Annotated in this window: 29 protein-coding genes; 23 read left to right on the forward strand and 6 right to left on the reverse strand. The window is 42.1% G+C overall.

Features of this window, described 5'->3' with window-relative positions; translation table 11 throughout:
• Positions 1–208: 208 nt before the first annotated feature.
• Complete coding sequence (locus BCAMP_RS15125; RefSeq protein ID WP_035315625.1) at positions 209–415, reverse strand: DDE-type integrase/transposase/recombinase; 207 nt, start codon at positions 413–415, stop codon at positions 209–211.
• 382 nt (positions 416–797) lie between these two features.
• Positions 798–2,591 carry a M3 family oligoendopeptidase gene (locus BCAMP_RS10770; protein ID WP_035315588.1) on the reverse strand — a complete coding sequence of 598 codons (1,794 nt, stop codon included), beginning with the start codon at positions 2,589–2,591 and terminating at the stop codon, positions 798–800.
• A gap of 270 nt (positions 2,592–2,861) precedes the next feature.
• Between BCAMP_RS10770 and BCAMP_RS10775 the strand changes: the two genes are divergently transcribed.
• The 14 genes from BCAMP_RS10775 (at position 2,862) to BCAMP_RS13225 (ending at position 12,662) form a co-directional block, all read left to right on the forward strand.
• On the forward strand, positions 2,862–3,374 hold the full coding sequence (locus BCAMP_RS10775; protein WP_035315626.1) for a YqeG family HAD IIIA-type phosphatase: 513 nt from the start codon (positions 2,862–2,864) through the stop codon (positions 3,372–3,374).
• Positions 3,375–4,484, forward strand: coding sequence for a ribosome biogenesis GTPase YqeH (gene yqeH, locus BCAMP_RS10780; RefSeq protein WP_035315589.1), 1,110 nt, complete (start codon positions 3,375–3,377; stop codon positions 4,482–4,484).
• Between the two features lie 18 nt (positions 4,485–4,502).
• Entirely contained in the window at positions 4,503–5,324 is an 822-nt protein-coding gene (gene aroE, locus BCAMP_RS10785) for a shikimate dehydrogenase (protein WP_035315590.1), read from the forward strand.
• Positions 5,318–5,611 (forward strand): ribosome assembly RNA-binding protein YhbY, encoded by a 294-nt coding sequence (yhbY, locus tag BCAMP_RS10790; protein WP_035315591.1) that lies wholly within the window; start codon positions 5,318–5,320, stop codon positions 5,609–5,611. The genes aroE and yhbY overlap by 7 nt, the downstream gene beginning before the upstream one ends.
• Before the next feature lie 18 nt (positions 5,612–5,629).
• Positions 5,630–6,202, forward strand: coding sequence for a nicotinate-nucleotide adenylyltransferase (locus BCAMP_RS10795; protein ID WP_035315592.1), 573 nt, complete (start codon positions 5,630–5,632; stop codon positions 6,200–6,202).
• Positions 6,192–6,782: a bis(5'-nucleosyl)-tetraphosphatase (symmetrical) YqeK gene (gene yqeK, locus BCAMP_RS10800; protein ID WP_035315593.1), complete on the forward strand. Its 591-nt coding sequence runs from the start codon at positions 6,192–6,194 to the stop codon at positions 6,780–6,782. The genes BCAMP_RS10795 and yqeK overlap by 11 nt, the downstream gene beginning before the upstream one ends.
• Entirely contained in the window at positions 6,775–7,128 is a 354-nt protein-coding gene (gene rsfS, locus BCAMP_RS10805; RefSeq protein WP_035315627.1) for a ribosome silencing factor, read from the forward strand. The genes yqeK and rsfS overlap by 8 nt, the downstream gene beginning before the upstream one ends.
• Before the next feature lies 1 nt (position 7,129).
• Positions 7,130–7,861 (forward strand): class I SAM-dependent DNA methyltransferase, encoded by a 732-nt coding sequence (locus BCAMP_RS10810; RefSeq protein ID WP_035315594.1) that lies wholly within the window; start codon positions 7,130–7,132, stop codon positions 7,859–7,861.
• 221 nt (positions 7,862–8,082) lie between these two features.
• Positions 8,083–8,685 (forward strand): helix-hairpin-helix domain-containing protein, encoded by a 603-nt coding sequence (locus tag BCAMP_RS10815; protein WP_035315595.1) that lies wholly within the window; start codon positions 8,083–8,085, stop codon positions 8,683–8,685.
• A gap of 80 nt (positions 8,686–8,765) precedes the next feature.
• Positions 8,766–9,311 (forward strand): ComE operon protein 2, encoded by a 546-nt coding sequence (locus BCAMP_RS10820; protein WP_035315596.1) that lies wholly within the window; start codon positions 8,766–8,768, stop codon positions 9,309–9,311.
• A gap of 16 nt (positions 9,312–9,327) precedes the next feature.
• Positions 9,328–9,696, forward strand: a complete 369-nt coding sequence (locus BCAMP_RS10825) for a hypothetical protein (RefSeq protein WP_035315597.1) — start codon at positions 9,328–9,330, stop codon at positions 9,694–9,696.
• 5 nt (positions 9,697–9,701) lie between these two features.
• A complete protein-coding gene (locus tag BCAMP_RS10830) occupies positions 9,702–11,588 on the forward strand; it encodes a DNA internalization-related competence protein ComEC/Rec2 (RefSeq protein WP_035315598.1) in 1,887 nt (628 codons plus the stop codon).
• A gap of 68 nt (positions 11,589–11,656) precedes the next feature.
• Positions 11,657–12,394 (forward strand): DNA polymerase III subunit delta, encoded by a 738-nt coding sequence (gene holA / locus BCAMP_RS10835; RefSeq protein WP_084038824.1) that lies wholly within the window; start codon positions 11,657–11,659, stop codon positions 12,392–12,394.
• A gap of 34 nt (positions 12,395–12,428) precedes the next feature.
• Entirely contained in the window at positions 12,429–12,662 is a 234-nt protein-coding gene (locus BCAMP_RS13225; protein ID WP_156921228.1) for a hypothetical protein, read from the forward strand.
• A 52-nt stretch (positions 12,663–12,714) separates the two neighbouring features.
• Here the strand turns inward: BCAMP_RS13225 and thrB are convergent, their stop codons facing one another.
• From thrB to rpsT, 4 genes are all read right to left on the reverse strand, one after another.
• The gene (thrB, locus tag BCAMP_RS10840) at positions 12,715–13,590 is read right to left on the reverse strand and encodes a homoserine kinase (RefSeq protein WP_035315628.1); all 876 of its coding nucleotides are present in this window, start codon (positions 13,588–13,590) and stop codon (positions 12,715–12,717) included.
• The gene (gene thrC / locus BCAMP_RS10845) at positions 13,586–14,644 is read right to left on the reverse strand and encodes a threonine synthase (protein ID WP_035315599.1); all 1,059 of its coding nucleotides are present in this window, start codon (positions 14,642–14,644) and stop codon (positions 13,586–13,588) included. Before thrC ends, thrB begins: the two co-directional genes overlap by 5 nt.
• A 3-nt stretch (positions 14,645–14,647) precedes the next feature.
• Entirely contained in the window at positions 14,648–15,928 is a 1,281-nt protein-coding gene (locus BCAMP_RS10850) for a homoserine dehydrogenase (protein ID WP_035315600.1), read from the reverse strand.
• Positions 15,929–16,102: 174 nt separating this feature from the next.
• On the reverse strand, positions 16,103–16,357 hold the full coding sequence (gene rpsT / locus BCAMP_RS10855) for a 30S ribosomal protein S20 (RefSeq protein WP_029091252.1): 255 nt from the start codon (positions 16,355–16,357) through the stop codon (positions 16,103–16,105).
• A 323-nt stretch (positions 16,358–16,680) separates the two neighbouring features.
• Here rpsT and lepA point away from each other — a divergent pair, with 323 nt between their 5' ends.
• The 9 genes from lepA (at position 16,681) to ytpR (ending at position 24,745) form a co-directional block, all read left to right on the forward strand.
• Complete coding sequence (gene lepA, locus BCAMP_RS10860; protein ID WP_408605193.1) at positions 16,681–18,498, forward strand: translation elongation factor 4; 1,818 nt, start codon at positions 16,681–16,683, stop codon at positions 18,496–18,498.
• Positions 18,499–18,715: 217 nt separating this feature from the next.
• A complete protein-coding gene (locus BCAMP_RS10865) occupies positions 18,716–18,943 on the forward strand; it encodes a hypothetical protein (RefSeq protein ID WP_035315602.1) in 228 nt (75 codons plus the stop codon).
• Complete coding sequence (locus BCAMP_RS10870; RefSeq protein ID WP_051457055.1) at positions 18,930–19,328, forward strand: glycoside hydrolase family 73 protein; 399 nt, start codon at positions 18,930–18,932, stop codon at positions 19,326–19,328. Before BCAMP_RS10865 ends, BCAMP_RS10870 begins: the two co-directional genes overlap by 14 nt.
• A gap of 14 nt (positions 19,329–19,342) precedes the next feature.
• Entirely contained in the window at positions 19,343–20,566 is a 1,224-nt protein-coding gene (pepT, locus tag BCAMP_RS10875; protein ID WP_035315603.1) for a peptidase T, read from the forward strand.
• Positions 20,567–20,655: 89 nt separating this feature from the next.
• Positions 20,656–21,543, forward strand: a complete 888-nt coding sequence (locus BCAMP_RS10880; protein ID WP_035315604.1) for a DUF975 family protein — start codon at positions 20,656–20,658, stop codon at positions 21,541–21,543.
• Between the two features lie 457 nt (positions 21,544–22,000).
• Positions 22,001–22,993 carry a serine hydrolase domain-containing protein gene (locus tag BCAMP_RS10885; protein WP_035315605.1) on the forward strand — a complete coding sequence of 331 codons (993 nt, stop codon included), beginning with the start codon at positions 22,001–22,003 and terminating at the stop codon, positions 22,991–22,993.
• 5 nt (positions 22,994–22,998) lie between these two features.
• On the forward strand, positions 22,999–23,331 hold the full coding sequence (locus BCAMP_RS10890) for a thioredoxin family protein (protein ID WP_156921229.1): 333 nt from the start codon (positions 22,999–23,001) through the stop codon (positions 23,329–23,331).
• The gene (locus BCAMP_RS10895; RefSeq protein WP_035315607.1) at positions 23,328–24,134 is read left to right on the forward strand and encodes a DUF1444 domain-containing protein; all 807 of its coding nucleotides are present in this window, start codon (positions 23,328–23,330) and stop codon (positions 24,132–24,134) included. Before BCAMP_RS10890 ends, BCAMP_RS10895 begins: the two co-directional genes overlap by 4 nt.
• Complete coding sequence (gene ytpR / locus BCAMP_RS10900; RefSeq protein ID WP_035315608.1) at positions 24,131–24,745, forward strand: YtpR family tRNA-binding protein; 615 nt, start codon at positions 24,131–24,133, stop codon at positions 24,743–24,745. Before BCAMP_RS10895 ends, ytpR begins: the two co-directional genes overlap by 4 nt.
• Positions 24,746–24,843 lie beyond the last annotated feature (98 nt).

A 24,843-nucleotide genomic window follows, 5' to 3' on the forward strand; every position in this document is an offset into this window, starting at 1 on the left:
TAACTGAGTTAAACACCATGTTTTTGGAAAAGAAATAGTTTCATCTGTAATTCCAGAGGAATTCGCGATATTATTAAAAGTGATAGCTGACATTGTCGAATCCCCCTTATAAATTTGTTGTGGTGACTTAATATTATAGGGATTTTGAAAATGTTGCTGTTTTTTTGCGAAAAAATAGGAATCAGTGAAAATTCACCAACACCATAAATTATAGAACCGTTTTTTTGGGGGCTACTTCAAAAAATTCTTTTGCAGTGTAGGTTGAACCTTGAGCACTATGCAAAATGGCTCCTTTGGGAAATTTGCCAATCTGCTTTAAGGTAGCTACGGCTAATTTAGTATCTGGATGATCTGAAATTTTGTAGGCTACAATCTCACTGTTAAAGGTATCGATAATAGTTGATAAATAGAGCATAGATTTACCAAAAGGTAGCTAAGTAATAGCCGTTGTCACTTTACAAAGAGGTCTAGCTATTGCCCAATCCTTAGTAATGACATTTTTAAAAATGTCATATGGATTACCAGGCTTCTTAAATTTTTTTCTTCTTCACAATACAAATTTATCCCTATTTACGCATAATCCTAGCTCCTTTATTAATATCTACAAAAAACGCGTTACTGATAAGTGCATGACTATTAAGAAAATGTTCAATAATATGAATCTTTAATTCAACAGGAGAAAAATTATGTTTTGACATACGAAAACACCTCAAAATTCATTTTACCAATTTTGAGGTGCTCTTTTTTAGTTGTATCTAATTATAGTGGCAGTTCCAACTCAAGTTGTCTTTTTTTTGTTAGATTAAGTCTTCTGTTAAGGCTAAAAAGTCAGTGACATCTTTTAGTACAACATCTACGGCTGCTTGCCAAAAGTCGGGTTGTGTTAAGTCAACACCGAGGTGTTTTTGCGCAAGGTTTTCGGTTGTCATTGAGCCTGTGTCTTGTAATAAGGCAATGTATGCCTGCTCGTAACTCGTTTCAGACGAGGCTGCTTGAGCATAGATACCAGCAGAGAAGAGGAAACCAAAGGTGTAAGGATAGTTGTAAAACGGAATGTCATCGATGTAAAAATGCAATTTCGATTGCCAAAACGTTGGGTTATAGTCTTTTAAACTGTCAACAAACGCTTCTTTTTGCGCCGTCTCCATTAATTCGTTTAAGACTTCGACAGTGAGCGCTCCGTTTTTACGAGCCTCATGGAAACGTTGTTCAAATAAGAAGCGGGCATGGATGTTCATAAAGAAAGCGACACTGCGCTGGATTTTATCTTCGAGTAACTGAATTTTTTCAGCCTTTGATGTCGCTGCTTTGATGGCTGCATCCGAAATTAAAATCTCAGCAAAAGTTGAAGCTGTTTCGGCAACATTCATCGCATAATCACGGTTTAAAGCGGATTGGTCCCGCATCACATGAGAATGGAAGGCATGGCCTAATTCGTGTGCTAAGGTCGAAATTGTATTGGCTGAGCCGTCGTACGTCATGAAGATACGACTTTCACCGTCTTCTGGAAATTCGATGCAGAAGCCGCCAGGTCGTTTGTTGTCACGGTCTTCGGCTTCAATCCAACTGTTGGCAAAGGCGTTGTGAGCAAAGGCAGCCATTTCAGGACTGAATTTGGCGAAGTTTTCTTCAATGAAGTCGGCACCGGTTTGAAAGTTACGAATTGTTTGAGTAGCGCCTAAGTTCAGTGGTGCTTCCACGTCAACCCAACCGAGTTGATCGAGTCCTAATAAGGCCGCTTTTCGTTTCAAAAAGGCCAGCAAAGGCGTCTTGTTTTGAGCGACAACAGTCCAAATGCTTGTCAAGGTAGCTTCATTGAGGCGGTTTAAACGAAGCGATTCATCAAGTACATCCCAGTGGCGAGCCTCATACTTCGCCAGACGAAAACCGATGAGGTGGTTCAATGTATCAGCAAACAAGGGCGCTTTTTCTTGCCACGTTTTTTGCCATACGGCAAAGGCATCATGACGAACTTTGTAATCAGCAGCATTGAGTAAGTTGTCGGTTTGACCGGCTGATAGTGAGGCTATTTCACCTGTTTCCGTCACAACATCAAAGCGCATTGTGCCGACTAAAGTGTCATAGTGTGCGGCCCAGGCGTTGTAACCGTCAACGCTAAGGTTATTTATTAAGGTTTCCTCCTTGGCTGATAAGAGATGGGCTTGGTTTGAACGCAGTTCAGCGAGGACGAAGGCGACGTCATGCAGTTCAGTTCGAGTGAGCCATTCTTCCCAAGTGGCATCCTCCAGTAGTAACGTTTGTTGCGCTAAGTCATTTGACGCATTTTTCAAGGCAGCGCTCAACGAACCGATTTTATTTAAGAGTGTATCGCTGTAGGTATCGCTGGCATCAGCAGCAGCGACACATTCAATAAAGGAGCTCATTTGAAAAAGGGCCATCCGTAATGTTGTATAGGTGTCAATTAAGGTTACAAAAGAGTTGTAATCCGTCCCGTTCCAGTCAGAAACAGCAGTGCTGAAGGCGTGCAGTTCCTTAGTGGTGTTGTCTAGTTTCGCTTGAAAGGCCTCAGAGTGTGAACCACCAGTAAAGAAAGTGTCGATATCCCATGATAGTGAGTAGTTTGTTGTCATTTATAAGTCCTCCTTGTTGTACGCCGTATGGCGGTGTGTCTTTCTTGAATTATACACTTAGTTTTTGGTTAATTCAAAATATTGTGACAGGTGAATTGTACGTATCTTTTCATCGTAATGATCGATAAAATCGACACTTTTTGTGTGTCTATGTTATAATAATAGGATTTAGTAGCGTGAATAGACATAAAGTTTATGCGACAAACACATTTTTTTTCAGTTATAATAAATAAGAATGAGAAAAAGCGAGGTGCCTGAAATTTGTTGAAAATGTTTTTACCGAATCGGATGGTTCATACACCATACGACATTACAGCCGACCAATTAAAGCAACAAGGTATTAAAGTTGTTTTTACCGACTTAGATAATACCTTAATTGCTTGGGATGACGAAACAGCTCCCAGCCATTTAGTGGAGTGGATTAATCATTTGAAAGCTGCAGGGATTGAAGTAACGATTGTATCAAATAATAGTGAAGAACGTGTACGTAAAATTGCGGACGAAGTAGGCGTTCCGTTTGTTTACCGGGCCCAAAAACCCTTAACTACTGGCTTCAAACGTGCGATGCGTTTATACGCTGTGCGCCGTGATGAAGTGGCTATGTTTGGGGATCAACTTTTGACAGATGTTTTTGGCGGAAATCGTGCACGTTTATTTACCATTCTAGTAAAACCGGTTAAACAGAGTGATGCTTGGAACACGAAAATTAACCGTAAAATCGAGAAAATAGTGATTGCGCTATTAAAACGAAAAAAACCATTAACATGGGAGGATCAACTATAAATGGAAACAGAAGAATTACAAGAACTACATTGTATCGGTTGTGGGGCAACAATCCAAACCGAAGATCCGCAGGCGCTTGGATTTGCACCAGCATCGAGCCTTAATCGAGAAGATATTATTTGTAAACGGTGTTACCGCTTGAAACATTACAATGAAGTACAAGACGTGTCGTTAACTGACGATGACTTCTTACGGATTTTAAACGGCTTAGGAGACAAAAAGGGCTTGATTGTGATGCTCGTGGACATTTTTGACTTTGATGGCAGCTGGTTACCAGGTTTGCAACGCTTTGTGGGCAACAACCCGATTTTATTATTAGGTAACAAGGTTGATTTATTGCCACATTCAATGAAGCGTCCTCCATTAATGAACTGGATGCGTGGTCGTGCGAAAGAATTAGGCATGAAACCAGTCGAGGTTGATTTGATTAGCTCATTACGTGACGGTGATTTAGATCCGATTTTGAAAAAAGTCGAAAAATTACGTAAGGGCGGCGATGTGTATGTTGTTGGCTGTACAAATGTAGGGAAATCAACCTTTATTAACCGCGTGATTCACGAAGTCAGTGGAGAAAAAGATGTGATTACGACCTCGCATTTCCCAGGGACAACCTTAGATATTATTGAAATTCCGTTGGATGATGGCAGTATGCTTGTTGACACACCAGGGATTATCAATCATCACCAAATGGCTCACGTTGTAACAGATAAAACGTTGAAGGCTATTACACCTAAAAAAGAAATCAAACCGGTAAGCTATCAATTAAACGAAGAGCAAACACTTTTCTTTGGCGGTTTAGCACGTCTTGATTACATTAGTGGTGGACGTCGTTCACTTACCTGTTATTTACCAAACAGCATTAAAATTCATCGTACAAAACTTGAAAAAGCCGATGACTTGTATGCGAACCACCTCGGTGACTTGTTACAACCGCCGTTTGCAGACGATGTTGCAACCTTTCCGAAACTTGTGGCACAGGAATTCCATGTTAAAACGAAGATGGACATTGTGTTCTCAGGATTAGGATGGGTAACGTTGGAAGAAGGCGCACATGTTAAGGCATGGGTTCCTGAAAACGTCAACGTGACAATTCGTCGCACAATTATGTAAAAAGGATGGTGCTCTGTGATGAAAAAAACGTATGCGGTTATCGGTCAACCGGTTGGTCATAGTATCTCTCCAACAATACAACAAGTTTGTTTTGATGCTTTAGCGATTGAGGCGGCCTACGTCCCTTTTGAAATTGCAGCTGAAAAGCAGGCAGACGCCTTCAAGGGCCTAAAAGCTTTGGGAATAGCTGGCTTCAATGTGACAGCGCCTTATAAGGAAGCAATCATGCCTTACTTAGACGGCATTGATGAGAGTGCGCGTCTCGCACAGGCGGTCAATACCGTCAAACAGACAGATGCAGGTTACATTGGTTACAATACCGATGGCGCGGGCTTTATTCATAGCTTGAAAGCTGACTTCAAACAGTTAACGACTGCCTCAACGATTTTAATTATCGGAGCAGGCGGGGCAGCTAAAGGCATTTTAGTGGCCCTTTTGGCAGCAGGCTATCGACGGATTACCATTACGAACCGCACGGTTTCAAAAGCAGAGCAGTTAGCCATTGCGACAGGTGTTGAAGCAGCGAGTCTAACAGTGGCTGCAGCACAGTTAGAACAGTTCGATTGCATTGTACAAACGACATCGTTAGGAATGAATCCAACGGATGATCAACTCCCACTCGATTTAACAAGATTACGAGCGGATACGTTTGTCAGTGACTTAATTTATAATCCGCAAGAAACAGCCTTTTTAAAGGCTGCACAAAGCAACCCGAAACAAAATGGATTGGGCATGCTAATATATCAAGCCGCAGTGGCGTTTGAAATATGGACAGGTATTTGGCCTGACATTGATAAAATGATTGCTGCAGCAAATGAGAAAGGGTTTAAAAAATGCTAACAGGTAAACAAAAACGATTCTTACGTAGTGAAGCGCATCATCTTACACCAATTTTCCAAATCGGAAAAGGCGGCGTTAATTCAAACATGACGCGTCAAATTAAAGAGGCACTTGAAGTGCGTGAATTAATTAAAATCAGTGTCTTACAAAATAGCGACGAAGTACCGGCTGAAGTTGCGCAAATTTTAACACGAAAAACAAAATCATTATTGGTACAAGTCATTGGTAAAACAATTATTTTATACCGTACATCTAAGACTGATCCTAAGATTAAACTTCCATCATAATATAATCGGGGTGTAACAATGACAAAACGTGTTGGTATACTAGGTGGCACATTCAATCCACCTCATTTTGGACATTTATTTATAGCCGAACAAGTTTTCGAGGCTTATCAATTAGATGAAATTCGGTTTTTACCTAATGCAATCCCACCGCATAAAGCAGTGGTTGATGGCATTACTGATGAAGCGCGTATCGCTCTAGTGAAGGGGGCAATTGCAAACAATACCCACTTCACTATTGATACACGTGAAATCACTCGCGGTGGAAGTTCATATACGTATGATACAATGTTAGAAATGAAACAGTTAGAACCAGATGTACAGTTTTATTTCATCATCGGCGCCGATATGGTTGAATATTTACCGAAATGGTACAATATAAATAAACTGATGGAACTTGTAACATTTATTGGAGTAACGAGAAAAGGTTATAGATTACAATCAGACTACCCGATTGAAACGCTTGCCTTACCGTTGATGGATTTATCATCATCAGCGATTAGAGCGCAGCTTAAAGCAGGCCAATCAGTTCGTTATATGGTACCTGAAAATGTCTATTACGCGATAAAGGAGAGCCAATTTTATGAATCGTGAAGAAGCATTAGAACGAGTGAAACCACATTTGACTGAACAGCGTTACATTCACACATTAGGTGTTGAAAAAACGGCAGTTGAATTAGCCCGCAATCATGGTGTCAATCCCGAAAAAGCGAGCTTAGCAGCGATTTTTCATGACTACGCTAAAATTCGTGACATCGATGAAATGCGTCATATTATTATTAAAGAAGATTTAGACCAAAGTTTACTCGAGTATCATCCCAATCTATGGCATGCTCCAGTTGGTGCGGTCTTAGTGAATAAGGAGATTGGAATTGATGACTCTGAAATTTTAGGAGCTATCACGTTTCATACAACCGGTCAACGTAACATGTCGACACTTGAAAAAATTATTTTTGTTGCTGATTACATTGAACCAAACCGTGAATTCCCTGGAGTTGAAGAAGCGCGGGAACTGGCGAAAATATCATTGGATGAGGCCGTCCGGTTTGAATTATCACAAACGATGAATTATTTAATTCAACGGAAGCAACCTATTTTCCCTGATACATTTGAAGCGTACAATATGATCACAAAACAGTTAAAAGAAGAAGGAGAGCGAAATTTTGATAAATAGCAAAGAGGTATTAATGTTCGCAACGAAAGCTTGCGATGATAAACGAGCAGAAGAAATTATAGCTTTAGATATGACTGCGATGGGGTCAATGACAGATTACATTATTATTTGTCACGGGAACTCTGAAAAACAAGTTAAAGCCATTGCAACAGAAGTAAAAGACCAAGCGCATGAACACGGTATTGATGTCGGTCGCATTGAAGGTATTTCAGCATCACGTTGGGTCTTAGTTGACTTAGGCGATGTTGTCGTTCATGTTTTCCATAGCGAAGACCGTGAATACTACAACCTTGAAAAATTATGGGGCGATGCACCAACGATGGATGTATCTGCAGCTTTCGCTTAAGATGGAAAATTACGATACGTTTCCCCTCGTTTACGATGATTTAATGGATAAATCACTGTATGAAAAATGGGTCAACTTTGTCGTACGTCATAGTACGCATAACACCTCGTTATTGGATTTAGGCTGTGGTACTGGTGAGTTTGCTCTGCGCTTAGCAGAGCGATACGATGTCTCTGGTCTCGATTTAGCAGCGAATATGTTAGTGTTGGCGCAAGAAAAATTCACCCGAGCAAACATCGGAATTCCGTTGTTTGAAGCGAATATGCTTGATTTTGATTTAGGCCAAACATTCGAGACAATCACATGCTTAAGTGATTCGCTCAATTACATGCCTGATGAAGCAAGCGTCTTAAACGTGTTTGAACGCGTACTGGCCCATTTATCCGACACGGGCACCTTTATCTTTGATGTGCATAGCACACATAAGGTCGATGTCTTGTTTGATAATTATGTCTTTGCCGATAATGATGACGATGTGTCATTTATTTGGCGCTCATTTAAAGGCGAGCATGACCATAGCGTTGAACATGATCTTTCGTTCTTCTTATATGATGAAGAAATGGACATGTACACTCGTCGTGACGAGTTACATTGTGAACGCACCTATCCGATTGCAACGTACGAACGTCTCTTAGCAGCGGCGGGCTTTCAGTCTGTAAAAGTCTGTGCTGACTTTACTGATGACGCACCAACTGCAACATCAGAGCGCTTGTTCTTCGTTTGTCACAAATAAAATAGTAGAAGTCTCATCAAACGTAGCCCCCGTGCACAGTGATGAGACTTTTTTTATGCGTTTTTTTTAGCAGGATAACCAATTTTACAGGGGCACTACTTACAAAAAGGAGCTTTTTAAACGGTAACTACAGTTTTATAAGTTAAGTTCATGGGAACAATTGTGGTCAAAAAGAGGTAAGCCATCCCCAATCACGTATAAGGATAGTGAGGAGGACTGTGATGAATCGAATCAGAACGTTCTACGAGCTTTATCGTATCCGTGTTATTTGCGGAGTGGCAATCGTCGTTATCATTGTTAGTATTGCTGTCGTACTCAGGCAACCAATAGCCACACCCCGACAGGTTCAAACAATTGCCCCGCCAGTAGTCGAACATACGACTGACACACCTGCTCTACCAACGCATGTGTTTGTCGACATTAAAGGGGCTGTTAAAGAGCCTAATGTGTATGAGATGGCCACCGATGCTCGTGTTAAAGATGTCATTCAACGGGCAGGAGGATTGCTCCCTGAGGCTGACGAAACACAAATTAATTTAGCGCAGAAGGTAACGGATCAAATGGTCATTTATGTCGCTGTTGACGGCGAACAAACAACAGCGATAGCAGGCAATGCTGCTAATGACAGCCCAACAAAGGTGAATTTGAATGAGGCCGAACTGGAACAGTTGCTGACGGTGCCAGGTATTGGTCCAGCTAAAGCCGCAGTTATTCTTGCTTATCGTGAAGAAAATGGGTTGTTTTCAAGAATCGAAGATTTATTAGCAGTGAGCGGTATCGGTGAGAAAACGTTGGAACGCTTGAGTGACTATTTAGAAGTGTAACAATCTGCAACTGAAGTGTTGACGTAAGTGAAGTTGTGTGACTATACTGATAATAGTTTAAAAAAAAGGAGTGGCACACAATGGGAAGAATTACGTGGGAACAATATTTCATGGCACAAAGTCATTTGTTGGCTTCACGCAGTACATGTGACCGGCTAATGGTTGGGGCTACAATTGTGCGTGATAATCGTATTATCGCAGGCGGGTATAACGGCTCTGTCGCTGGGGAAACACATTGTATCGATGAGCAATGTTTAATGGATCATGGGCATTGTATTCGAACGGTTCATGCTGAAATGAATGCCATTTTACAGTGTGCTAAGTTTGGTGCCTCAACTGAAGAGGCGGAATTATACGTGACACACTATCCATGCGTTAATTGCAGTAAGGCAATTATTCAAGCGGGTATAAAAAAGGTATCCTATGCTAAAAACTATCATAATCATCCGTATGCCGAGCAATTATTTGAACAGGCTGGCGTGGCGTTGCACTATGTGCCACTAGAAGAGATAAATAATATTAAAACAGCAGAACCACTTAAAAAGGAAATTGTAGCGGCCTTAAAACAACTGCCTGACTCGATTGAACACGACGCCTTAATTAGGGCAGTTAAGACCCAACTATAATGCGGGAGGTGAGGGAATGCCACGTCATCTGTTAATTGTGAGTGTCATCGTAACATTGATGGCTTTGACACAAGAGCAGGTGGTGGTATTGACCTGCCTTTTTTTAATGAGCAGCCTCTATGGACTCATCTACCGTCAATGGTTAGCGTTGGTCACCGTCATCATGTATGTCACGCTAATAATACCGGTGCCACAACCATCACAACCGATTTTTTCCGAACCTTTTGTACTGCAAGCCATTGCGATTGATGGCGATTATGTACAAGCCGTCGTTAAACAGGGCAACAGCCGGACTAAACTAACAGGGACGATTGACAGCTTTGCGCAAAAACAGCAGCTTGAAACATTCGCTCCCGGACAACAGCTACACATCGAGCCGAATTGAGGCCAATGCAACAGCGGCGTAACCCGCAGCAATTTTCTGAAAATGAGTATTTAAAAAGGCAACGGATTGATTATGTAGCAACCATGACGGAGATGACGGCACTCTCTACGGAAACGGTTGGCGTGATTAATCGTCTCGCGCACCTGCGACAACTGTTGATGCAACAAATTGAACAACGTGCCTCGAAACGAGTCGTGGCCTATACGCATGCCTTGATTTTTGGTGATCGCTCAGCCATTGCGCCTGATGTCACGAAGGCCTATCGCGATTTAGGCGTAATTCATTTACTCGCGATTTCAGGACTGCATGTAACCTTAATAGGAGGGGGCTTGTTTGTCGGTTTGCTAATCATGCGTTGTTCCCGCGCAACGGCTGCCATGCTGACGATTGCGTTTTTGCTCGTATTTGCTGTTATGGCAGGCGCCAATGCACCAGTAGTACGAGCGGTAACGATGATGGTCTTACTATTGGTCAAAGAGTTGTCGCCGCTAAGGTTTACAACCTTCACCGCCTTAATCCTCAGCTATAATTTGCAGTTGATACGCGATAGCTATCAACTTTTTCAGATTGGTTTTCAACTGTCGTATGCCGTTTGTTTAGGACTCGTACTGAGCCGTCAAATCATTGCGCGTTATCGCTATAAACCGCTTCAATTAGCAATTGTCTCTTACATGGCGACAGTGTTTACACTGCCCATTTTAAGTTATCATTTTTTTCAGTTTTCATTGGCAAGTGTCTGGGCCAATAGTTTGTTCGTGCCTTTTTATACCGCGCTATTAATTCCGGTTGTTATACTGAGCGTTATTTTAATCCCGCTGCAGTTGATGCCCGCTTTCGCAAACAACACACTCGAATGGCTTCTCCTGAAAAGTGAAAGACTTGCCCTTTATTTTTTGGACTGGCCAGCAACTGTTTACGTCACTGGCCGCGCGCCACCAGTTAGTTATTGGCTGTTAGGCTGCTTAATTGTGTATGTGTTTGTTTGTTGGGAGAATCACCGTTTTATCAAGCGCACTCAGGTGCTGCTATGGCTGTTTATTGCGTCACTGCCACTCCAAACACAGTGGGCCAATGGCGGGATGATTGCCCTGCTTGATGTTGGTCAAGGTGATGCCCATTTTATTCAATTACCAAACCGTCAAGGGACGATGTTGATCGATACCGGGGGTAAATACGTGTGGCAGAAGCCTGCTGCTTGGCAACAACGGCAAAAAGCACCGTTTACAATTGGTGAAAATGTGGTGAATCCGACCTTGAAAAGTTGGGGGATTCGTCACCTTGATAAAGTGGTCATCACCCATAGTGATTATGACCACATGGGTGCCTTGTTGGAGGTCGCTGCAGAACTATCGATTGGTGAACTGATTATCGGCAAAGGAGCAGCAGCTGATCCTTTGATGGCGAGTATGTTAGCACAGTTACAAACGGTTAAGCAGCGGGAAGTGAAAGAAGGTGATACGATAATGCTCGGTGTAACTCAATTTACCGTGTTAAATCCGTTGCCTGAGGGTGGGATTGGCGAAAACGAACATTCGGTCGTCTTAAGTGCTCGATTGGATGAACAAAATTGGTTGTTTACAGGCGATATGGAAATCGCCCAAGAAAAACGGTTGATGAAACAGTATCCAACCTTGGCAATGGATTTTTTAATGGTCGGTCATCATGGTAGTAAATTTTCAACAGACGCAGACTTTGTCGCTCAAATTGGCCCAAAGGAGGCGTGGATTTCAGTCGCGCAAAACAGCCAATACGGGCATCCTCATCCTGAAGTGTTGGCAATTTTAAATCAACAGCAGGTAAAAATACGCAGTACAGCGGAGAGTGGTGCAATTGTGTATCGTTTTAATGGTAAGAAACCGCGGATTGAGCTGACAATCACCCCGTCAGACTGATAGTCGATAATCACTCGGATATCAGTTATAATAAAGGTAAGTAGCTGTAAGAATGTGGGGATGACAAAATGATCAAAGAATGGCAAGCAATCGAACGGGGCGAATTTGCACCGATTTATTTAATTACAGGAACGGAATCATACATTATTCAAGAAACAATTAAGCGCATCGAGATGGCTGCCTTAGCCGATGATGAGGCGGAGTTTAACTATGCGAACTTTGATTTAACGGAGGTGCCAGTTGAACAGGCGATTGCCGAAGCCGAATCAGTCCCTTTTTGGGGGGAGCGGAAGGTGGTTGTCTTGCAACGACCGACCTTCTTGACGACTGAAAAAAGCAAACTTGAACACCAAACGGATAGTTTCGCCCATTACATCGAGCAACCTGTTCCTTTTACTGTTTTGGTGATTGTTGCTGGTGTTAATAAATTGGATGCGCGTAAAAAAATCAGTAAAGCCTTGCAAGAACAAGCAGTTGTGATTGATGCGTCTGCACCGAACGAACAAGGGATGCAACGATGGTTAACCGCACATGCCCAACAGTTAGGGATGGATTATGAGCCCGCCGCGATGGATGAATTACTCGTCTTGACGAATTTTCAATTGTCGGTGGCGCTTAAAGAACTCGAAAAAATCGCTTTGTATGTCGCTGGTGGCGTCATGACGAAGGCGATTGTCGTTGACATGGTTGTACGCTCGCTCGAACAAAACGTCTTTCAACTGACCGAAAAAGTCGTTAATAAACAAACAGGTGAGGCGTTACAAATATACCGTGACCTTATAAAACAAAAAGGAAGAGCCGATTAAAATACTAGCATTGTTAATCAGTCAGTTTCGTCTGATGAATCAAGTCAAAATTATGAAACGAAAAGGCTACAGTGATCCGGAAATGGCTCGAACCTTAAAGGTACATCCATACCGTGCGAAGTTAGCGGCCCAATCAGTCCGTCACATCGAATTGGCACCATTACAAACAGCAATGGCCTTGTTAGCCAAAGCGGATTTTGAATTGAAAACAGGACGGGGTTTGCCCGTCCAAAAAGTGGAATGGTTTATTTTTCATTGGAATGCCTAACTAAAAGAGCGACCGCACTACTCGATATCAGTCGAGAGGTGCGGTCGCTCTTTTAGTTAGAGCTTGATGAATCGCTTTGTACGCCATGAACATCGACCTGTAAGCGTGTAAGGGTCGCGTTAGCATCATACTGTTGCAAGGTAGTCATAATCACGTGTGACTGTGATGGAGGGCTGAGAACGAGGACAGTCGGTCCAGCACCTGATAAACAGCAGCCATAAGCACCTAACGGACTGACGAGCGTGCGGATGTTCGTTAAGTCAGGCACGAGTGCCTGGCGATAATGTTCATGCAATAAATCGGCAGCCATCATTTGGCCAACCTGTGCGAGGTTACCGCTTAATAAACTCGCGACCATCACATTGCTAATGGCGCTTGCCTTAACTGCTGTTTGATAGGACAAGGTTGTCGGTAAGACACCACGACTTAAGCTTGTTGCTAATTCTGTCGAGGGAATAAAGGCAATCAGATCACAGTCAGGAAAAGCGTGCTGTGTATAATGCGTCTGGTCACCGAGTTGCACAGCCACAACCAATCCACCAAAGACAGCCGGAGCAACATTATCAGGATGTCCTTCAATCAGTGTTGCTAACCGCATTTTTTCGGCACGACTCCAATGGAGTTGCCCCCAACTGTCAGCCAGTTCAATCCCGGCCACAATCGCAGCCGCACTACTGCCTAAGCCACGCGTTGACGGAATGTCGCAGGTCATCACTAAATGGTGAGGCGGCATCGTTGGCGCAAACCGAAGCGCTGTCTGAATGATGAGATTAGATTCATCGGTTGGAATTGACGCGCCTAATTGATGGTCAACAGACCACCTCACTGCAGGTGTTGCACTCAAAGTTAAATAAAGAGACAGTGCCAGACCACAGGAATCAAAGCCAGGGCCGAGATTGGCTGTCGTAGCAGGCACCTTTATCTTAATCATTTTTAGTCGCAGCAGCTAAGTAGGCTGCGATTTCATCGTACGTGTTGAGGTTATGGACCTTAGCAGGCACCTTATTAATGGCCGAGTCAGGGTCTTTCAAACCATTACCAGTAAAGACAGCGACGACTGTTTCACCGGGTTTGATTTTGCCGGCCTTCACATGCTTAATGACACCCGCTAATGAGGCAGCTGAACCCGGTTCGATGAAGACACCGTCGCGTCGAGCCACCGCCTTGTAAGCTGCTAAAATCTCATCATCTGAGACTGCATCGATGTAACCACCAGATTCATTACGCGCTGCTTCGGCAAACGCCCAACTGGCAGGATTGCCAATTCGAATCGCTGTCGCAAATGTTTCGGGAGCAGCAATGGGTGCGCCTTGAACAATGGCAGCGGCGCCTTCAGCCTCGAAACCGTGCATCCGTGGCAGCCCGCTTTGTTGGGCAGCATCAAATTCTTTAAAACCTTTCCAATAGGCCGTAATATTACCCGCGTTGCCGACTGGGATAGCAAGCACATCAGGTGCTTTTCCAAGTTGTTCAACCACTTCGAAGGCGGCTGTTTTTTGCCCTTCAATCCGATAAGGATTCACCGAGTTAACGAGCGTAACGGCTTCTTTTTCGGCAATATCACGTACCATTTTGAGGGCGTCGTCGAAGTTGCCGTCAATTGAAATGATATCGGCCCCATACATTACCGCCTGTGCTAATTTACCGAGCGCAACCTTGCCTTCAGGAATCACAATGTAAGCTTTTAAGCCCGCCCGTGTTGCATAGGCTGCGGCTGCGGCTGAAGTATTACCTGTTGAGGCGCAAATAACGGCTTTGGCGCCATCTTCTTTGGCCTTGGCAACAGCCATCACCATGCCGCGGTCTTTAAAGGAACCGGTTGGATTCACGCCTTCTGTTTTGGCATATAAAGTAATGCCGAGCTCGGCCGATAGATGAGGCAGGGGCACTAAGGGGGTGTTGCCTTCGTGTAGCGAAAGAGCAGGTGTGTTTTCTGTTACGGGTAAATAAGCAGCATATTTAGCTAATAATCCTTTATACATAAATTAATCCTCCACTCGGTAATGTGAATGAACCACAATCCCATTGTCATTTTTTAAGGCAGCAAGCGCTTCATGTAAATTGGCACGACTAGTTGTATGCGTAATCACAACGACGGTCGCTTGATCATCGTTTTCAGGCAGCTGTAAAATGCGACTGAAACCGATGTTCTGTTCTGTGAATCGTTGGGTCATCTTTAAGAACGTACCTGTTTCATCAGTCATTTTGAGACGGACGAAGTATTTGGCATAGCAGTTGGCATCAGCTAATTTGTTCGTCTCGTGCACATACGAGTTAAAGACATTGCCCGTTGTACCAAGCTTGATGTTTTTGGCGATACTAATAATATCGCTCACGACACTGGAAGCGGTCGGTAATTCACCTGCGCCAGGTCCATAGTACATTGTTTCGCCAGCAGCTTCACCAATAACAAACACCGCATTGTTTTCGTTATGAACACCTGCCAATGGATGTGTCTTTGGTAAGAGCGTCGGTGTCACGCAGACATCTACTGCACCATTCGTCTCTTCTGAAATACCGAGCAATTTAATGGTATAGCCAAGTTGGTCGGCCAGCTTAATCTCGTCAACCGTTAAGTTGCGAATCCCAGTTGCAGACACATCGTCTAACGAAACATTCATCCCGAAGCTGAGGCGCGTTAAAATTACCATTTTGCGAGCGGCATCAATCCCGTCAACATCGTTGGTCGGATCGCTTTCGGCAAAACCTAAAGCTTGAGCTTGTTGCAGCGCATCGTTATATGTAAGGCCTTCACTGGTCATTTTAGTGAGCATGAAATTAGTTGTACCGTTGACGATACCCATTACTTTTTTGAGATGGTCTGATGCTAAGCCGTTGACAATTGTTCTTAATATCGGAATCCCGCCCGCAACACTCGCTTCGTAAAAGAGGTCACAGTTATTTTCACGCGCAATTGTAATTAAATGATCACCGTGTAAGGCGATTAAATCTTTGTTGGCAGTCACGACATGTTTACCCGCCTGTAAGGCTTTTACGACATAGTCATAGGCCGTTTCTATCGTACCCATTACTTCGACAATAATAGCAATTGAAGGGTCACCGATGACATCGTTCGCATTGGTCGTTAAAGTGATACCTGTATTTTCGTAACGTCGTGCTTTGCTTAAATCACGCACAAGCACTTTCGTAATGGCAATATCATACCCTGTAATTTGACTGATTTTATCTTGATGTTCATTTAAGATGCGGACAACACCACTTCCGACTGTACCGAATCCAAGAACACCAACGTTTAATGATGACATAAAAGACCTCCTTCTAATTTCTATTGTTATTAAGTTCAGAATAATGCGACTTTTTAGAAATTAATAAACTCAGTATATAAAAAATATCAAAATAAAGCAACCTCATGACAAAAATTCGGGGCTTCTTTAAAAATGAGCACAAAAAAAGAGCCTAATGAAAGGCTCTTTAAGAGATTATTTAGCTAATTTTTTAGCAAGACGTGATTTACTACGGTCTGCTTTGTTTTTGTGAATCAAACCTTTTGAAACAGCACCATCAAGTTTTGAAACAGCTTGGCTATATAATTCACTTGTGTTATCAGCGTTAGCTACAACAGCAGCATCGAATTTACGAACTGCAGAACGAACAGCAGCACGTTGTGAAGATTTTAATTCGTTACGAGTTTCTGTTTGTTTTACGCGTTTAATTGCGGATTTAATGTTAGGCATTTATGTCACCTCCGTTGAAATAATCATACTATGGCTCATCTAATTAGATAGCTCTAATTCCAACCATAAGACAGACTTAATTATATATGAAAACGTGTGGGAATGCAAACCTCAAATTTAAATTTCTTTTTACAGTCAGAATTCCCCACAATCCAACCGTAAGTTGCCAATTATTTCAGGCTACTATATAATGAATAAGAGTTGCCTTTTTAAAGGCGAAACGAACAGACGAATGACTAAATTGAGCGGACAATCGTTCGCGTTAACCAATAAATTAGTGTTTGTAAAGAGTGATAGGAGTGGACAAATTGGATTTAAACGAAATGAAAGCACGTCAAAAAAATATCCGAAATTTTTCAATCATTGCCCATATTGATCATGGGAAGTCAACATTGGCTGACCGGATTCTAGAAAAAACGAACGCCTTAACCCATCGTGAAATGAAACATCAACTGCTTGATTCGATGGATTTAGAACGTGAACGTGGAATTACGATTAAATTGAATGCCGTGCAATTGAGCTACGATGCCAAAAATGGTGAAACGTATACCTTCCATTTAATCGATACACCGGGACATGTCGATTTCACCTATGAAGTATCCCGTAGTTTAGCTGCCTGTGAAGGGGCTGTGCTTGTGGTCGATGCCGCTCAAGGAATCGAAGCACAAACGTTAGCAAACGTTTATTTAGCATTAGATAACGACTTAGAAATTATCCCTGTGATTAATAAAATCGATCTACCAGCGGCTGAGCCTGAACGTGTTCGTGCTGAAATTGAAGATGTCATTGGTCTAGATGCAAGCGATGCTGTCTTGGCATCAGCAAAAGCAGGAATCGGGATTGAAGAAATCTTAGAACAGGTTGTTGAACTTGTGCCTGCACCAACCGGTGATCTTGAAGCGCCCTTACAAGCCCTTATTTTTGACTCTGTTTACGATGCGTATCGTGGTGTAATTACGAGTATTCGGGTGATGAGTGGAACGGTTAGAGCTGGCGATAAAATCTTTATGATGCAAACGGGTAAGTCATTTGAGGTAACTGAAGTCGGCGTCTTTAATCCGAAAGTATCACCACAAGAAGTGTTAATGGCTGGTGACGTTGGTTACTTAACAGCTGCGATTAAACAAGTGGCTGATACGCAAGTGGGTGATACAATTACACATGCAGATAACCGTGCCGCCGAAGCGTTACAAGGGTATCGTAAAATGAATCCGATGGTGTATTGTGGTCTTTATCCAATTGATTCATCTGACTATGTTGATTTACGCGATGCGCTAGAAAAACTTGAGTTAAATGATTCAGCCTTACAATACGAAGCCGAAACATCTCAAGCGCTCGGTTTTGGTTTCCGTTGTGGTTTCTTAGGCTTATTGCACATGGAAATCATTCAGGAACGGATTGAACGTGAATTCAACATTGATTTGATTACGACCGCTCCAAGTGTTATTTATCATGCAACCTTAACAGATGATACTGAAGTAATTATTTCAAACCCATCTGAAATGCCTGATCCTTCAACGGTAGCCTTTATTGAAGAACCATACGTTCAAGCCTCAATTATGGTGCCGAATGAATACGTTGGATCTGTAATGGAATTAACGCAACGTAAACGTGGAAACTTCATTACAATGGATTATATGGATGACATTCGCGTCAACGTGAAGTATGAAATTCCATTATCTGAAATCGTCTATGACTTCTTTGACCAATTGAAATCGAACACCCGTGGCTATGCGTCACTCGATTACGAAATCATTGGTTACCGTCAATCGAAATTAGTGAAGATGGACATTTTATTAAATGCTGAACCAGTCGATGCCTTAAGTTTTATCGTTCACCGTGATTTTGCCTATGATCGTGGTAAAGTTATCGTTGATCGTTTGCAAAAATTAATTCCACGTCAACAATTCGAAGTGCCAATTCAGGCAGCAATTGGAAATAAAGTCGTGGCGCGTTCAACGATTAAAGCGTTGCGTAAAAATGTCTTGGCTAAGTGTTATGGTGGGGATATCTCACGTAAGCGTAAATTGCTCGAGAAACAAAAGGCGGGTAAAAAACGGATGAAATCAGTGGGATCGGTCGAAGTGCCGCAAGAAGCGTTCATGGCGATTCTTAAAATTGATGAAGAACCGAAAAAATAAGCAAAAACAGTTGTGGCTCAGGCTGCAACTGTTTTTATTTTAAAAAAAACTGAAAATACACACTATTACAAATGTTTTTGTTGGTATATACTAAATGTACGACTTAGCGGGAGGGTGAGGCCTTTTAATGAAATTAAACCCTTTTGAGTTGCTATTGATGACATCTGTCAACTAAAATAGAACGAAATAGAAACTGGTACAAAAGGGTGATTTATCAATGAAGAAACAACGGAAGCGTAGCAAAGCTAATCTCAAACGATTGTTGCTAGGACTGTTGAGTATTAGCGTTGTATTAGTGCTATGGCAGGGCGTTAGACTGCTGCCACAACAGCAAACGATAGCGACACCGACTAATGAGGCAAACCAAAAAGCAGACTTTATTGCGACGTTAAAACCAATCGCACAAAAAAAACTACCAACTAAGTGGTTTATTGCCGAGCGTTAGTTTAAGCCAGGCCATTTTAGAATCAGACTGGGGTCAAAGTGAGTTGGCCGTCGAAGCAAAAAATCTCTTTGGTATCAAAGGGAAATACCATAATCAATCGTTGAGTTATCCGACGCAAGAATTTCAAAATGATGAATGGGTGACGATAACCGCGGCCTTTCGTAAATATGACACGTGGGAGCAATCGATGAACGATCAGGTAGCGCTCTTTCAAACGGGTACAAGTTGGAACGCGACTTTATATCATCCCGTGCTAGCGGCTCAGACTTATCAAGAAGGGACAAAGGCGTTGCAAACAGCTGGGTATGCAACCGACCCTGATTACGCTCGTAAACTCAACGAAGTAATCGAACGCTACGAACTAAACCAATATGATCAATTATAATAAAGGGAGTGTTAATGATGGAAAAAATCACTGAACGTTTTATTAATTATGCGAAAATCGATACACAGGCGGATGAGGACAGTACGACAACGCCTTCAACTCCCGGACAATGGGATTTATTACATCTGTTACAAAAAGAGATGACCGACATTGGCTTGAGCGATGTTAGTTTGGATGAAAATGGTTACTTAATGGGCACCTTAAAAGGCAATATCGATGTTGAAACAATCGGCTTCTTAGCGCATGTCGATACCGCTTTGGATGTGACTGGTAAAAATGTCCAACCGCAAGTGCATGTTAATTATGATGGACAAGACATCGTCTTAAATAAAGAACGAAACATTGTAATGAAAACAGCGGACTTTTCTGAATTAGCGGCCTATAAAGGTCAAACGCTCATTACAACCGATGGAACCACATTGTTGGGCGCAGATGACAAGGCAGGGATTGCTGAAATTATGACTGCAGTCGAATATTTTATTGCCAACCCCGAGGTAAGGCATGGCGACGTGCGTATTGCCTTTACACCGGATGAAGAAATCGGTCGTGGTCCTGCTAAGTTTGATGTTGACCGCTTTAATGCTAAGTTTGCTTATACGATGGATGGCGGACCAGTTGGCGAGTTAGAGTATGAATCGTTTAACGCAGCCAGTGCAAAGCTAGTCATCCAAGGTGAAAGCGTTCATCCAGGGACAGCCAAAGATAAACTCGTTAATGCCAGTGCCATTTTTGCCGAATTCCATGCGTTACTGCCCACTGAGGAAGTACCAGAAAAAACGGCGGGCAAAGAAGGTTTCTTCCATCTCGCGAGTATAAACGGTGGTGTCGAACAAGCTAAAGCGTATTACATCATTCGAGACTTTGATAAAAATAGTTTTGCGACACGTAAAACGACAATGCAAGCAGCCGTTGCTAAATTACAGTCGAAATACGGTGAAACAGCGTTAACCTTAACGATTGCCGATCAATATTATAACATGCGCGAAAAAATCGAACCCGTGATTGAAATTGTCGAATTGGCACAGAAGGCCTTCGCCAATGTCGGCATCGAACCAAACATTGTGCCGATTCGTGGCGGAACGGATGGTGCCCAACTATCATATAAAGGCTTACCTACACCAAATATTTTTGCCGGTGGTGAAAACATGCATGGGAAATATGAATACGTCGCGCAAGAATCAATGCAAAAAGCCGCCGCCGTTATTATTGAAATCATTAAAGAACATGCCAAGGCGTAGTTATTTAGTCTTATGTTATCTCAAACAGATAGGTTAATACCCTAATACATGTTATAATTTGAGATAACAATAATAAATGAGGTGTAAGCTTGAAAACAATTCGTACAATTAAACGTGAAGCAAAAGCGGCATTAAAAGGTCATTGGGGTATAGCTATTGGTATTTTAATTATTATGTACCTCATTACAGGGGCGTTAAACTTAGTTGCTCCAACGGAAAATAATTATGACAGCACAGCAATCGTCCTGTCTATCCTTAGTGTTTTGATTGCAGTCTTTGTAACCTTATCGATTTCAACCGGCTTTGTCTGGTTCTACCTTCGTCTGTTTGATGGGGAAAGTTTGAAGGTCGTTAATTTATTCGATGCCTTTAAAAAAGGTATGTACTTGAAAGCAATTTGGGCCAACATTTTAATCGCGCTGTTGCTAATTATGTGGTCTTTACCAACGATTATTTTAGCGATTGTTATAAGTATTGCAGCGGCAGCTAACATGCTTAGTTTTTGGTATTTAATTGTTCCAGTATTATTAATGCTGTTACCTATTATAAAAACACTTGGTTATGAGCAAACTTTTTACCTTATTAAAGATAATCCAACGATTTCAGCATATCAAGCAGTTAAAACAAGTGTTGTTTTAATGAAAAATAAACGCATGAAATTATTCTTAACTTATTTGTCATTTATCGGATGGATGATTGTTCCGCTCATTTTATTAGCTTATGGGACGTATTTAGCAATTATAGATTTCATGCGTAATGGTGATGGTATCGAGGCAATCATTGGTGTCGGTCTTATCCTGTTGGGCATGTTCATTGGGATGATTGTTTGTCTTTATGTGATTCCGTATTTCCAGACAACGATGGCGTCATTTTACCGGAGCTTACAACCTAAAGAGGTTGTTGAGAGCAGTAATGACAATCGTCAAACAGAGAGTCTCAATGATACGAATGAGCCAGAACCAAGTAGAGATGAGTAGTTAAAGTTACTAAATGAATATTGAATAAAAACGCTGTTCTAGGTCGTCAATGCCTCGTTTTATTGGAGTCGAGTACCACCTGTACACTCATTTCTAAGGCTCGTGTTTCCTAGAACAAAAGAATTTAAAGCCGTTCTAAACGGCAGTGATTGGAGAAAATAACGTCTCGACTATTTCCCGTCGATGCGTTATTTTTGAAATCACCCATGTGTAGGATTTAAATACGAGAGGATAGAACAACATTTCTTTTCAGTCAAGTCATCTCGTAGCTAAAGTCACTGTAATAGCATTTCAAAGAAAATGAAGACTGTTTAGACTTTGTCTACAATCTGGGAGTGATGTGCTATTGCACATCACTCTTTTTGTGGTGGAAAATCAGCTTAGATTGCGAAAAAAAAGCGGCTAAATATGATATAGTAACGTTAGAGAAGCGTAAGGCGCAGGGAGGTTTGTTGAAATGCACGAAATGCTCACACAGATGTTAGAGAGAGGTATCATTCCCGGGGCAACTTATGGCACCTATGCAAGTGGGGAATGGTTTAATCAGCAAATCGGACAGGCTCAAATTGAACCGACAAGAGCAGCTTTTACGACACCGGCCTATTATGATTTGGCCTCGTTAACGAAGGTACTTGTGACGACGCCATTGCTGTTAATGTTAATGGAAGATGGGAAAATCGACTTAAATGACAAAGTACAACAGTACTTGCCGCGTTTTAAATACGCTGAGGTGACCGTCAAGCATTTACTGACACATGCCTCAGGCTTAGCAAAAAACATCCCACAGTATCCGATGATGAAAGCAACTGCAGTGCTTGACTACATGTACGCTGTACCTCAAATAACCGCCGTTGGCCAGATTGAATACTCTGATGTAAACTTTCTACTGTTAGGTGAATTGATTACGACAATTAGCGCAGCAACAATGGCGCATTTATATGAACGGAAAATCGCACAGCCACTTGGTTTAAAGGAAAGTGGCTATTGTCCCAATCGGATGCAACAAGCAAGTTGTGTCCCAACCGAATTACATCCGACCAGAGGATTAATAAAAGGCATTGTACATGATCATAAAGCCTTCTGTCTGGATGGTATGGCGGCTCATGCCGGCTTGTTTGCGACACTTGAGGATATCGAAATACTCGTGTCACATTTGTTCGGATTTGCGAGTCCATTTCTCTTAACAGACAAAAGTCGCCAGCTGTTAATGACTATCCAATCGCAAGACGAATCAAACCAACGCGCGCTTGGTTGGGATCTGCTGTTGACGAAGAGCGCCGTGCCGATTATGTACCATACTGGTTTTACAGGAACCTTTATTTTAGTGAATCCAACTAAGGCTGAAGCGGCTGTCGTTTTGACGAATCGGATTCATCCACACCGTCATAATCCGACTTTTTTAAGTGAGCGCGATCAGTTTATTGAACGATATCTTAATCGAGAGGAATGAAGAACATGAAAAAAATTGAAACAAGAAATGAATTTGATACGAGTATTGCAACACAAAAAACGGTCGCGCTGTTTAGTGCCGATTGGTGTGGAGATTGTCGTTATATCGAGCCACACTTGCCAGCCATTGAGGCCGCTCATCCTGATTTTAACTTTATTCATATCGATCGCGATCAACTGCTTGATTTATGTCAAGAATTAGCCATTTTTGGGATACCAAGTTTTGTGACATTTGAAAACGGGATTGAACGTGATCGGTTTGTGAGCAAAGAGCGTAAAACCGAGGCTGAAATTACTGCCTTTATTAATGCATCACGGCTGAAGGGGCAAAGCAAATGAAAGAAACAATTGTAACTGTTAAAAGCAAATTAGAGACTGCCTTGGCAGCTGAACCGTATCGTTTTGACTTTAAGCGTGATACAGGTACATTGAAAATTAGTGACACTCGCAGCACCAACGCAGTCACAATTCAATTAGGTGAATTAGTTAAACAAGTGGAACAAAAAGGTGAAACGGCTATTGCCAAGCAAGTGTATTATGTTACCAACAGTTTTAAGGCAGCCCAAACAACGAAGCAAGTACATCAACATCAAGCTGAGTTGTTTCCTGTTATTCGTTCAAGTTCTTTTCCACGTGAAACAAAAACAGGTGAACAGTTCATCACAACGGATCATACAGCTGAAACCCGTATTTACTATGTGCTCGATTTAGGTAATACGTATCGTCTGTTGACAATGAAAGATACAGCTATCCTATCTGAAGCCCAAATTAAACAACTGGCAGAGCGCAACCTCAACAAAAAGACAATTCCGTTGAAAATTGATACCGTAGCAGACAATACCTTTTACTTCGTCCGTACGAACGATGGCTACGATGCCAGCCGCTTATTAAATCATGACTTTATGAAAAAGATGGAAAAAGAAGCAAAAGGTCAGATCGTTGTGGCAGTACCGCATCAGGATGTGTTATTATTAGTAGACGTAGTGAATGATGCTGGTTACGATGTTATTGGTCACTTAACGCTTGATTTTTATGCGTCTGGACCTGTACCAATTACAACGCTTGCCTTTGAATATACCGCCGGACACTTAACACCCGTGTTTATTCTGGCAAAAAACAAACAAAAGGGGTTATCAAAATGATACTAAATATGTTTTATAATGAAAAAGGGATTGGCGATGTCTTAATCGTTCAATTGAATGGTAAGAAAGCCGAGCAGGTTAACATTAAATCAAACGGTAATGTCACTGAAATTAAAAATGCTGAGACGGATGAAGTCATTGGCTATAATATATTTAACGTGAAAGAAACAGACTTAAACACTACTACAAAAATGACGGTTTCTACTGAAACGGTAGCATTTGTCAATCAACAATTAGCAACTGTAGGCTTTGCACCACTTGAAGCGGTCGATACAACACCTAAATTCGTGGTTGGTTACGTGCAAGAAAAGACAGTCCATAGTAACTCTGATCATTTAAGTGTCTGCCAAGTTGATTTGGGCACACATGTTGAACAAATCGTTTGTGGCGCACCCAATGTGGAACAAGGCCAATTTGTGGTCGTTGCTAAAGTGGGAGCTGTGATGCCAAGCGGTTTAATTATTGAACCGTCTGCTTTACGTGGCGAAACAAGTAACGGTATGTTGTGTGCTGCACGTGAATTAGCGATTCCTGATGCGCCACAAGAAAAAGGAATCTTAGTGCTTGATGGTGAACTAACAGCAGGTGAAGAATACGTCGTTAATTTTTAACGAACGATAACTGATTGGCTGCATGGTTTGTAATAGCATAACAGCAGCTAGTTTGCTACACTTAAATGAGTAGCTAATAGACCAATAGAAATGGGCGT

The organism is Brochothrix campestris FSL F6-1037 (assembly GCF_000525915.1).
In the GTDB taxonomy this organism is placed as follows: Bacteria; Bacillota; Bacilli; order Lactobacillales; family Listeriaceae; genus Brochothrix; species Brochothrix campestris.